The sequence below is a fragment of the Clostridium sp. genome, assembly GCF_036642255.1.
Classification (GTDB): domain Bacteria; phylum Bacillota; class Clostridia; order Clostridiales; family Clostridiaceae; genus Clostridium_J.
On sequence record NZ_JAVWDJ010000006.1, the window covers coordinates 19,880 to 32,676 of the forward strand.

Here is a 12,797-nt window from a genome sequence, read left to right on the forward strand (position 1 = left end):
ACTAATATTATCTGTAAAATTATATATGAAAATATTCATTAGAAGAGTTGTTATCAGCGTCTGAATGAATACTCTGTATTCCGACAAATGATAACGAGGAGGAACTATGGCAAGAATTTTTAATCACAAGAAGGTGGAGTTACTAGCCCCTTCTGGAACAATGGAAACCTTTAAATCCATGGTAAATGCTAATTGTGATGCAATTTACCTGGGTGGTAAATCCTTAAATATGAGAATGATGAGAAAAGGCTTTAATTTCTCTGATGATGAAATTAAAGAAGCTCTTAAGATGGCACATGATGTTGATAAAAAGGTTTATGTTACAGTAAACAATATGTTAAATGATAACGAAATTAATGAAGCAACAGAATATCTACAATTTTTAAATAACATTGCTGTTGATGGAATAATAGTACAAGACCTTGGAATCCTTCAAATTTGCAAAGAACAAAATTTCAATAACTTTGAAATTCATTCTTCCGTAATGATGAATGTCCATAACATTGCATTTGTGAAAGCATTGCAGGAATTCGGGGTAACTAGAGTAGTATTATCAAGAGAAATGGATTTGCAAACTGCTAAGCACTTACAAAATCAAACAAATATTGAAACTGAATACTTTGTCCATGGAGATATGTGTACAGTAAATGGAGGTAACTGCTACTACAGTTCTATTGTTTTAGGAAATAGTTCCAACCGTGGCAGATGTTTTAAGCCCTGTAGATGGCCTTATCTTGTGAAAAAAGATGGCTCTGTATACGGTACAGAATACCCACTTGCAGCAAAGGATATGTACATGTATGAAAACATTCCTGAGCTTATTGAAGCCTGTGTAACTTCCTTTAAAATTGAAGGACGTATGAGAGATACAGATTTTATAGTTAATTTAGTAAATACTTATGGTGATGCCATTGATAGATATATAGAAGACCCTATAAGCTTTAATCGTAAAAAAAATGCAGATGAATTGTTTGAAAACCGAAAACGTGATTTTACAACTGCCTATGCTTTTAACAAACCTGGCTTAAGCTTCATTAACACTAGATATGAAGGTACAGGTAAGTTTTATTCTACAGGTAAAGTTTTTTCTACTCCAACAGAAGAACCTGAAATCACTGATAATGCTCTAAATGAACTTCGAGATGAACTCAACCATTATTCTAGCAAATTAATTTATAAAAACAACTTATCCGTAAAAGTAAATAATTACCACCAAGCAAAGCTTTGTATTGAACTTGGAGTGGACCGAATTTATTTACCTTGTGAGGTTTTACTTCCTGATAACTTTATAACCTTAGAACAGTTAACTGAACTTACAAAACTAAAGAAAAACACTAAGATATATCTTGATTTGCCACAAATGATGAATGAGCTTCAATTTGACAGGATTGACCATTATCTAAATAATCATGGCCACTTCTTCGATGGATTATTAGTTTCTAATTTAGGAGCTGTGAAAAAGTATGGACATAAATATCCTTTAATAGCAAACTACAATTTAAATATATACAATGAAAAAGCCACAAAATTCTATAAAAACTTAGGTGTTAATGAAATCACCACAGCTTTAGAGGTAAAACGAAACGAACTTCCTAAATTTATAAATTTGTCAGAAACACCACTAGAATTAATTGTCCACGGACCCTTAAAAGTTATGTACTTAGATCATAATCTCTATGAAAATATTGATGCTTTTAAGACAATTGAACAAGGGAACAACAAATATGTAGATAATAATGTGTTAGTTTTGATGACTGATAAAGGTGAAAATCCAGTTTATATAGATGAAAATCTTAAAAATCATTTATTTACCTCTAAAGAGCTTTGTCTTCTTCCAATTCTTGAGGATTTAAGTTTTGAAAAACCTATAAGCTTGCGTATTGAAGGGCAAACTTATACCTTGGATGAATTGAAAAGTATTATTGAAGTTTATCAAATTGCTATATCTGATAAATCTAAATGTAAAGATTTATTTTTGCATTTACAGTCAAAAAGAGCAGGTTTTACACTAGGTGCCTTATCATTTAAATCAGTATAATTATAAGGATGTGAAGAAAAGCTTATTTTTTCACATCCTTCAATAAAAAGGAGTGAAATAATTTATGAATTATATAGGTCCTGAAAATATCCTTGAAAAAAGAAAAGAATATTTTTATCCGGCAACCTCTTGCTTTTATAAATCACCACCTCAAATAGTATCTGGAAGTATGCAGTATCTTTTCGATAGTAGCCATAAGAGATATTTGGATTTTTTTGCTGGTGTATCTGTTATGAATTGTGGACACTCAAATCCAGAAATCCTTAAGGATACCATTGAACAACTAAATAAATTGCAGCACACTACAACCCTATATTTAACTGAGCCAATGGTTCTACTGGCTGAAAAACTTGCTGAATTGCTTCCTGGTGATATAAAAAGAACTTTCTTTTGTGTTACTGGCTCAGAAGCAAATGAAGGTGCTATGGCCCTTGCAAGATTGCATACTAAAAAAACTAAATTTATTGCATTAAATGGTGGATTACACGGCAGAACACATTTAACCTTAAGTGTTACAGGAATACCAATGTGGAGATTAGATGATAATTTAATTAAGGAAAATGTATTTTTCATTGAAAGACCCTACTCTCCTACTATTAGCTATGAAGAAGCTATGGAGAAATCTTTACTTCAACTTGAAACTGTTTTAAAAGAACATGGCAATGATATTTGTGCAATGATATTAGAACCACTTCAAGGTAACGGCGGAATTGTAATGTATCCACTTGATTATTTGAAAAATGTAAAAACTATGCTTCAGAAGCATAATGTACTGTTGATTGTAGATGAAGTCCAAACGGGCTATGGACGAACTGGTAAAATGTATTGCATAGAAAATTATGATGTAGTTCCAGATATTTTAGTCACTGCTAAAGCACTAGGTAATGGAATTCCAATATCCACCTTTTCAACAACAGATGACATTGCAAAATCCTTTACCAAACCTTCTGCTTCTACCTTTGGTGGTAACCCTGTGGCTGCTCAAACTGCACTTAGTGTTCTCAACTATATTGAAAAAAATGATTTAGTTAGTAAAGCAAATGAATTAGGAAAATATCTTAAGGAAAAATTAGAGAAAATATCATCCCCATTTATTGCGGAAATAAGAGGGTGTGGTCTAATGTTAGGTATGCAGCTTAGATCAAAAAATCAAAATTTAACATCAGGGGAAATTACAGATATAATTTTAGAAGAAATGAAGGACCTAGGCTTTTTAATAGGAAAAAATGGTTTAAACAGAGACGTTTTAGCATTTCAACCGCCACTTGTAATCTCTAAAGAAGATATAGATTCTATGACTTCAAACTTAGAGAAGATTTTTGAAAAACTTTATTAGTAAAGGGAGAAATATATGGCTTATAGTAACTTGCAGGATTTCATAAACCTTTTGGATGAAAAGGCCTTGCTGAAAAGAATAACAGCAGAAGTAGATCCTGAATTAGAAATTACGGAAATTACGGACAGAGTATCAAAACAATATGGCCCTGCCCTTTTATTTGAAAATGTAAAAGGTTCAGCTTATCCAGTACTTATTAATGCAATGGGTACCTATGAAAGAATGAGCATGGCCCTTGGAGCTGAATCTCTAGATGATATTGGCAATAGCATGGAAGAATTTATAGAAATGTCAAATTATATAGGAATGATGAATAAATTTCATTCCCTTCCAATGCTCCCTGAAATGGAAAAGATATTTCCAATGAAGCTTTCTACTAAAGGAGCTTGCCAGGAGATAATTGAAGATCACCCTGATTTAACTAAGCTTCCTATTTTGAAGTGCTGGCCCGGGGATGCAGGTCCACTAATAACACTACCTCTTGTTATAACTAAAGATCCTGAAAGTGGAGTTCAAAACACTGGAATGTACAGGCTTCAGGTGTTTGATAGAAATACTACTGGCATGCACTGGCACTTACATAAAAATGGTAGAGATATTTATGAAAAATATAAAGCCCTAGGGGGTAAAATGCCTGTATCAGTGGCACTTGGGTGTGACCCGGCAATTACCTACGCTGCTACAGCACCTCTACCAAACACCATTGATGAAATGATGTTTGCAGGATTTTTAAGAAAATCTCCTGTAAAACTTGTGAAGTCTATTACCAATGACATATACGTACCTGCTGATGCAGAATTTATTATTGAAGGTTATGTAGATATTAATGAAGATTTAAGACTTGAAGGTCCCTTTGGAGATCATACAGGTTATTATTCTCGTGCAGATTACTATCCTGTATTTCACGTAACTTGTATAACTCATAAAAAAAATCCTGTATACCCAACAACCATAGTAGGTAAGCCACCTATGGAGGACTGCTATATAGGCAAGGCTACAGAAAGAATTTTCTTACCATTACTGAAAATCCAGTTTCCTGAGATTGTTGACTTAAATTCTCCTCTTGAAGGAGTGTTTAATAATTGTTTGATTGTTTCTATAAAGAAGGGTTTTCCTGGTCATGGTAAGAAAATATTGAACTCACTATGGGGAATAAGACGTATGATGTATACGAAAATCATAATAGTAGTAGATGAAAATATTGATCCTAAGGATATATCTACTGTGGCTTGGAAGGTATTCAATAATATAGATGCTAAAAGAGATGTAGTTATATCAGAAGGCCCATTAGATGCTCTGGACCATGCGTCAAATCTTCCTCATTACGGCTACAGAATGGGTATAGATGCTACTAAGAAATGGCCAAGTGAAGGACATAAAAGACATTGGCCTGATGACATTAAAATGACTGAAGATATTAAAGAACTTGTTTCAAGGAGATGGTTTGACTATGGTATTGACTAAAATTTTAAAAAAGACCCATGATTATGGAATACTTGTAATGTTTTCTCACACTATTTTCTCTTTATCCTTCGCTCTTATTTCAATGCTCCTTGCCAGTAATGGATTCCCCACTCCTATTAAAGTATTTTGGATATTACTTGCCTTTATGGGAGCAAGGACTGGTGCCAATGCAATAAATAGAGTTATAGATGCTGAAATAGATGCTAAAAATCCTAGAACTTCTACGAGACAGCTTCCACAAGGGTTAATTCAGAAAAAGGAAATTATACTTTTTACAGTAGTATGTTTTTTAATAATGGTTATCGCAGCGGCAATGCTTAATCCATTATGTTTACTACTTTCCCCTATTGCATTATTTCTAATGACTATATATTCCTATACAAAACGATTTACTTGGGCCTGTCACTTAGTTTTAGGTATAACCTCTGCTGCTGCACCAGTTGGAGCCTGGCTTGCAGTAACTGGTAAAATCTCTTGGTTGCCTCTTTTTATGGGAGCAGCAAATACCCTTTGGGTTGCAGGCTTTGACATAATATATGGTTCTCAGGATTATGACTTTGATACTGCTAATGGAATTCACTCAATTCCTGCAAGATTTGGTGTAAAAAATGCACTACGCATCGCTGCTCTATTTCACGGAATAACCTTGCTTTTATTAATTGGGGTGGGGATCTTAAGTAACCAGCTAGGAGTTATTTATTACATTGGATTAGCAGTTGTATCTATTTTATTCATAGCTGAACATAAACTGGTTTCTCCAGATAATCTAACCAATGTAAAAATAGCCTCTTACGGTATAAATCAAGTTATAAGCATTGTGTTTTTAATATGTGGAGTTTTAGATGCACTAATTTAAGAAACTCAAGGGAGATTGTAGTTGGTGCAGCCTTTAGAAGAATTATTTGGAGAATAACAAAAGGAGCTAGTCACAATGCATTTTTGTGCATTACGACGTAGCTCCTTATTTTTTAAAATACTATATTTTTCTCTTCGCCCTTTAACCAAGAATAAACATTGTCAAAGACGATATCTGCTCTTTTCACCATGGATTCACTAGTTGCAAAAGCTACATGTGGTGTAACTAAGATGTTTTTTGCATTAAATAGTGTATGATTACTTGGTACAGGTGGCTCAACTTCGAAAACGTCAATTCCAGCTCCAGCAATTCTACCTTCATTTAAAGCATCTCTTAGATCCTCACTGTTAACAACAGGTCCTCTAGCCACATTAATAAGTATTGCATTTTTCTTCATTAAAGAAAGTTTTTCCTTATTAATAAGGTTTTTAGTTCCTTCGTTTAAAGGCACATGTAGGGACACTATATCACTTTTTGAAAGCAATTCTTCTAAAGTAACATATTCAATGCCTAGACCTTTCCCTTCTTCACGATTAGATCTGCTGTAACCAAGAAGTTTGCAGTTAAAGGCTTTAAGAATTTCAGCAGTTCTAAGTCCAATAGCACCAGTTCCAACTATTCCAACGGTTTTTCCATTAAGTTCAAAACCAACTAACCCTGCTTTTGTACCCTCAACTCTTGTAACTTCATCACATTTAACTACATTTCTAAGTAAAGATACAATCATTCCAATAGTTAGTTCTGCCACAGCTTCTGTTGCATAACCCTGTGCATTAGAAACCTTTATGCCTCTTTCTAGGCAAGCTTCCTTATCCACATGATCTGTACCAGTAAAGGCCACTGATATGTATTTTAAATTTTTAGCACTTCTTATAACTTCACCATTTAAGGGATTGTTTGCAATAATAAGAAGCTCTGCATCTCCTACTCTTTCCTTAAGAGCTTCAGTATCATTTTCTACACTGTCAAAAGAAACAAACTCATGGCCCATTTCTACAAGGCTGGCTGAAAGGTCACTTAATACTTCCTTGCTAATAGCTAATGGTTCTAGTAACACTATTTTCATATACATCTTCTCCTTCTATTGATTTCTTCCCTAGTATTATTAACTTTTTCCCATTAAACAAAATATAATCTATATAAAATATAATCTATGTATAATTAAATGTAAATAAAATATTATCTGTATAGAATATAATAAAGAAACTCATAAATATATAGTTCTGTGTTAAATTTTCTCCAAATACTACTCCCATAAAATTCTATTTTTTCAACATCACTAAGTATCTGCTGTGTTAGTCTTATACATTATTTTGAAGCAAAAATGTGCCACAAACATTTAGCTTATGGAACATTTTTTATTCATTTTCTCTTTTCATTTTTAATATGATTCTTTGTATACTTTTAGTAGATAAAAAATACATTTCAGAAGGGTTTTTATAGATAAATCCTCTTGGTATTCCTTATAAACACATAAATTCCTATTAGAAGTTTCTTTTTTACCTTTGGTAGTTTCTCCCCAAGGCTTTCTGTTGCATTCTTTTTTAGGATTATAAATACATTCACCCTGAATGTAATTCTGAATTAAACTTAATATTTCATCTGGCAACACATCTGTTGCTTTATTATAACTCATTTATATGCTCCTCCTAAATACAATTTTTCTGTACATCTTGTCTTTATGATAAAACACTATAAAAATATTAATGTAAATTTTTTTCTATTAAGAATATTTATACAATTAGTTCTTTAATTTATTTTTAAATCTTATTTAAATTTATGAATAAATTGTGTATAATTATTTAAGATGTATTTATTTAAATTAAATAACGGATAATAAGTCTTTATTATTCAGGGGGGCAATAACAGTGTTAAGCGAGATAGACTATGAAAACATATTGGAGTTTTCTTGTGAAATTGGAGAAAGCTCTTTATACTTTTACAATGATATCTTTAAAGTAATATCAAAATACTTTAATTATAATTTTCTTGCTTTTTTTCCAGAAAACATGAATACTTCTTCTAACAATGATGTAAATAGAGTTTATTATACTAATTTCTTTTCAGACAACCTTGAAAAGAATTTTATAAAAGAATTTAAAGACCACTATCATAAAATCTCCATTTTTCAGCCTTTAAATCTACCTGAAAAATTATTGCATAAGAATTTAATTAAAATAACTGACATCATGCCTTATAGTAACTTTCAACAAACAGAGAATTTTCAATTTTTAATAAAATATAATTTACATTATAGGCTTAACATTAATCTACATTCAAAAAATGTTAGGTTAGGGACTTTATGTATATTCAAATCTAAGGAAGAGGGCGATTTTACTGATAGAGAATTTAAACTTTGGGGAATTTTACATAAAATTCTTTCTCAGAATTATAAAAATTTTTTAACTTTTTCACATTCACTGTTTGAACAGAAGCTTTTAAAAAAGTGTTATGATAATTATTCAGATGGAATTATTATATGGAATAATAAATTATCAGTACTTGAAGCAAATGGTAGAGCAAAAGATTATTGCTTTGAAATAGCAGAAAATACGAATACTTTAAATACGGTATCTTATGATAATATAAATGGAATTAGACAAAGTGATAACTCTATCCAGAAAATAATTAACTTTTTAAGTTATAATCTTATGCAAAGTACTAGTAACCAAGATTTAAACATAATTTCAATCAATGATATCTATACTGTTAATACATCAGTAATTATAACTCCAACTATAACTGGTAGTATGGAAACTACATACTTTACATGCATTTCAAAACACCCTAATAATGAACCTAACGTTTCATCAGATAAATTAAAAGATTTTTATAATTTAACTGACAGAGAATTAGAGATAATTAATCTAATAAAAAAAGGCTTTAGCAACAAAGAAATTTCTATCTCACTTTATCTTAGCAGCAATACTATCAAAACCCATATTACAAATATATTTAAAAAACTAGGAGTAAATAGCCGAACAACACTGTTAAATAAAATTGAATCTAACTAATTTTCGGGACAAGCAAAACTATACTTGTACTTTCACAGTTAAATTTTATTCATTAGATGGCACTAAAAAAGCAAGGGTTTTCCCTTGCTTCAAATTTTCCAACCCCTTAATTTGAGGTAAAATAAAACATACTTTTATATTAACTTTAACCTACTAATGATTTTCTATTAAGTTATTATAATTTATTTTCATATCACTCTACTTATTTTAAACTATCTGAAAAACCTCAGCACTTCTGCTGAGATTTTTATAGTGGAGGTGGATTTTCCCTTAGGAAAGTACCACCTCTTATTTTAGATTAAAATATAAATATTGTTATTTATTGTTAACTATCTTAAATGTTTTTGGATCAGTTGTAGCTGTATATCCATTTTCGTCTGTAACAGTAATTATTACAGAATAGGTTCCATCTGCTAGTCCTTGTTCTGGAGACCATGGCAATCCATAAATTGCATCTTGATTTTCTATTGTAGCATCGTCCACTACATTTCCAGCTGAATCTTTAATTGTAATTGTCCAATTAATTTTCTTATTTGCAAAAGCAGTAATTTTAGCTGGAGTTTTGTAATTTACACTGGTACTATTTGATATCTGCCAAGTTTGAATTAAATAATTTGACTTTTGCGCTGGATTGCCATATGCTGCAACCACTCTTGAGTTTCCAGCCCAGTCATAAGCTATTAGGACAGCGTCATTTACAGCTTTATTAACTAAACAAGATGTTCCATATCTTTCTAAAGGTACGTCACTAAAAAACTGTCCATTAACGTAAAGAACTGCACCGGAATAACCACATCCACCTTCACTATCAAGGCCTTCCCATGAAACTCTATATTTTCCATTTTCAGGTGTTATGGCGAAATTCTTAATAAATGGTGCCACTGAATCAACCTTTACTGGCATTTTTACAGCTTGAGGTTCTGCCTTATCAGTATCTAAGGTTGTTCTTACTACATACTTATAGTCTCCATCAGGCATTAAATTACCATTAGAGTCTGTTCCAGCCCATTTGATTCCATCGTAGTCCATTTTATAACCATAGTCCCCAATTGCCATAATATTTTTTCTAAACTTCCAAGGTGTTCCGTCTTCAGTAAACTCACTAAAATCGGAAAGATATTTAACCATATTTCCATCTTTATCTTCAATATAAAACTCAGCCTTCTTTAAGTTTCTAAGAGCAGCAAAGGAAGCGAATACTCCTGAATCTATTGATCTTGGTGAATAGCTAACTCTATCATTGTTGAATTTGTCTTTTTTAGCATCATATCCAAGAGCACTCTCATAAAGATCATTCCATAATACGGTGTAACCTAAGAAATTTTCTTTTCCTGCATATGGAGTTTCATCTATATTTCTCATTGTATTCCAATCGCCATGGAAGCCCATATAAGGAACTGTAAGGGCAGGGATTTCGTTATTGGCATGTGGCACAAGTCTTACAAAGCCTTCAACAAATTGATTATCCTTTAAATTAGTTGCATTAGTTAAATCAATTTCAAAGTTTAACTCCTCTTTTTGTCCCCTTTTAACATTAATTGTGCTAGAAGTCTCATTGGATATTCTCTTTCCATTTACCTTAACTTCTGCTCCCTCAATTCTCATGGTCTTAGTAGTTGAAGCATCCACTACTCTATCTATAACGCCATCTCTATTATTGTCATATTGCTTGTTTACTATCTCGTCTGTCAATACATCGATATATATATCATAATCTAAGCCTTCAGGTACTGAATTTCCATCTAAGGCTTGAAGAGTTAAATTAAAATTAGCCTTGTTGCCCTTAATTTCTTTTAATGCAACTGATCCAGCTTTCTCTAAGGTTGTATCTCTATCATATACTAATGCAGGTGATTGTATTGCTTTACTAATCTGCATTAATCCAGAACCTTGTTTTCTTGGTGAATATGGAGTTTTTGCAGTACTAGTAGGATCATCTAAAATTTTTGATGTGTTCATAAGCATTATTTTTGATTTGAGAACAGTTTCCATGCTCTTCTCTTCGCCTTTGTTTTTCAAAGCTTCAAGCAATAATGCTGAGCCACCTACTACATGAGGTGTTGCCATGGAAGTGCCGCTATAAATATCATACTTATTATCTTTTACAGTTGAGTATATACTTCCGCCAGGTGCTGATATTTCTGGTTTAAAATCTAAGTTTAATGGTGTTCCCCAGGAAGAGAATCCAGACATTGTAGCTGCCTTTGGACTTGGTACCCATAATCCATCATTAGAGAAGGAAATATTTAGCTTTTCACCACTTCTAAGTCTTTCAATTAATTTGTTACCATCCTCAAAACCTGTAGTTACTAGTGGTATATAGTTTGGACCTGTTCCACAGGATATCGCTGGGTAATTACCAATAAGACTAGATCCTCTATAAATAACTGCAACTCCACCTTTTTTCTTAACATCATATTGCATTCCTGAATGGTCTGAAAATACCTCGTCTCTAGAGATAACTGCAATCTTTCCAGTCAAGTTTAAATTAGCTAACTCTGCAGCAGTTCCTCTTCCACAGTCTACCAACTCATATTGCTGATTACCTAATCGGATAACTATATCGTCTGTTTTTTGTTTCTTAAATCCAAATGCTTTTCCATCGGAAAGAGTTGCCTTATTTACTCTAATATTATCATTTTCATAGGATGCTACCTGAAGTGCATAAGGCTCAACTCCTGGTGTACCCACTACTCCAATGTCAGGATTGGATGCATATGGAAGTTTTGCTTGTGCATATGCAATGGAATTAATAGTACTATAATAATCATTGCCTCCAGCTACAACCACCATAGTCCCCTGCTCTACAGCATTTTGAATAGCCTTCTGCTCAGGGTTAGCTGTCTGATCAACATCACCTGCAGAAGCACCTAAGCTTAAGTTTATAACATCTGCTCCCATTTCCACAGCATGTTGTATACCTGCAACTATGTCATCCTCATATGCTCCACCATGGCTATCTGAAAATACTTTCTCAGCAATTATTTGAACTCCAGGTGCAACACCAACAACTCCATTATTGTTCTCATCGCCATTAGCACCAATAATACCTGCACAATGTGTACCATGTGAACTGTTACCTGGTAAGGCATCATTGTCCATGTCAGCCCAGTCATAGCCTGTAGGTACCTTATCAGTGTAATATCTGTCGTTTACTTCAGTTTCAGCTAACTTTCCACTTAAATTGGCCTGAGTCAAAGGAGCTTGTTTTCTCCCCTCTTCAGTAAGTGTCATATCTTGATGGCGATAATCTACACCAGTATCAACAACTGCAACAACCATGCCCTCACCTTGAACTCCAAGCTTGTCCCATGTATTCTGTGCTTCAACCATAGCTTTACTTGAAGTCATTTCATAGTCAAATGTTCTTGCTATTGATACACTCGCTACTTCTGGCATATTTTTAATTTCTTTTATATTTTTATATTCTGTTTCTATACTAAAACCGTTTATGCCCATGGTATAATCATGTCTGTATTTGCCTTTAATGCCCTTACTTTCTATGTCTTTCTTTACTTTGTCATGTGCTTTCTTAAACTCATTGCCTTTTACTTTTTTTTCCTTGACATCCTTTGCTGGAGCAGCCTTAAGTTCTACAATTAATCTCACATTTTCATCAGGAGAATGCTTTAGTTCAGTGTTTTTCAAAGCATTCTCATAAATTCCCGGTTGATTTCCTGTTTCGTCAACAGTATTTTTCGGACTAAAAATTTCTCGAATACTCTTTTCCGTACTTTCTGAATTATTATTAATTTCAGTTGCAAATGAAGTAGATGTATTTGATGCCAAAAGCACCGCAGTAGCTATTAATGCAATTACTCTTTTAGATTTTCTTAACATTCAATTAATACCCCCTTAATAAATATGAAAGCTAATTTTCCTTTATAAAAATGAAAAAAACGTTTAATTAATTTTTACATATTTTACCTTCTGCAACAATCGCCCAAATTGGTGATATTTTTCATTAAAAACTACTACTTTTTTACTATTCTGAAAATTACGAACACTTTAGAAGATTATAGGTTAATTCAATATAGTTATAGTAGGTCCCATAAAGGGGCTCAAAAGAGGAAGTAAGAGACAAATTTC

The 12,797-nt window shown here is 32.6% G+C and carries 8 protein-coding genes; 5 read left to right on the top strand and 3 right to left on the bottom strand.

Features of this window, described 5'->3' with window-relative positions:
* The first annotated feature begins 106 nt into the window (after positions 1-106).
* From RR409_RS04600 to RR409_RS04615, 4 genes are all read left to right on the top strand, one after another.
* Positions 107-2,038 (top strand): U32 family peptidase, encoded by a 1,932-nt coding sequence (locus RR409_RS04600; RefSeq protein ID WP_332556550.1) that lies wholly within the window; start codon positions 107-109, stop codon positions 2,036-2,038.
* A gap of 64 nt (positions 2,039-2,102) precedes the next feature.
* Positions 2,103-3,374 (top strand): aspartate aminotransferase family protein, encoded by a 1,272-nt coding sequence (locus RR409_RS04605; protein ID WP_332556551.1) that lies wholly within the window; start codon positions 2,103-2,105, stop codon positions 3,372-3,374.
* A 15-nt stretch (positions 3,375-3,389) separates the two neighbouring features.
* Positions 3,390-4,838 carry a menaquinone biosynthesis decarboxylase gene (locus RR409_RS04610; protein WP_332556552.1) on the top strand — a complete coding sequence of 483 codons (1,449 nt, stop codon included), beginning with the start codon at positions 3,390-3,392 and terminating at the stop codon, positions 4,836-4,838.
* Positions 4,825-5,694 carry a UbiA-like polyprenyltransferase gene (locus RR409_RS04615; RefSeq protein WP_332556553.1) on the top strand — a complete coding sequence of 290 codons (870 nt, stop codon included), beginning with the start codon at positions 4,825-4,827 and terminating at the stop codon, positions 5,692-5,694. Before RR409_RS04610 ends, RR409_RS04615 begins: the two co-directional genes overlap by 14 nt.
* Before the next feature lie 112 nt (positions 5,695-5,806).
* On the opposite strand, the gene RR409_RS04620 is transcribed toward RR409_RS04615, so the two are convergent.
* Both RR409_RS04620 and RR409_RS04625 read right to left on the bottom strand, forming a co-directional pair.
* Positions 5,807-6,760, bottom strand: a complete 954-nt coding sequence (locus tag RR409_RS04620) for a 2-hydroxyacid dehydrogenase (protein WP_332556554.1) — start codon at positions 6,758-6,760, stop codon at positions 5,807-5,809.
* Positions 6,761-7,075: 315 nt separating this feature from the next.
* Entirely contained in the window at positions 7,076-7,330 is a 255-nt protein-coding gene (locus tag RR409_RS04625; RefSeq protein WP_332556555.1) for a CD3324 family protein, read from the bottom strand.
* A 232-nt stretch (positions 7,331-7,562) separates the two neighbouring features.
* Between RR409_RS04625 and RR409_RS04630 the strand changes: the two genes are divergently transcribed.
* Positions 7,563-8,708, top strand: coding sequence for a LuxR C-terminal-related transcriptional regulator (locus RR409_RS04630; protein WP_332556556.1), 1,146 nt, complete (start codon positions 7,563-7,565; stop codon positions 8,706-8,708).
* Between the two features lie 315 nt (positions 8,709-9,023).
* Here RR409_RS04630 and RR409_RS04635 read toward each other — a convergent pair whose 3' ends face one another.
* Positions 9,024-12,548, bottom strand: a complete 3,525-nt coding sequence (locus RR409_RS04635; protein ID WP_332556557.1) for a S8 family serine peptidase — start codon at positions 12,546-12,548, stop codon at positions 9,024-9,026.
* Positions 12,549-12,797: the final 249 nt, after the last annotated feature.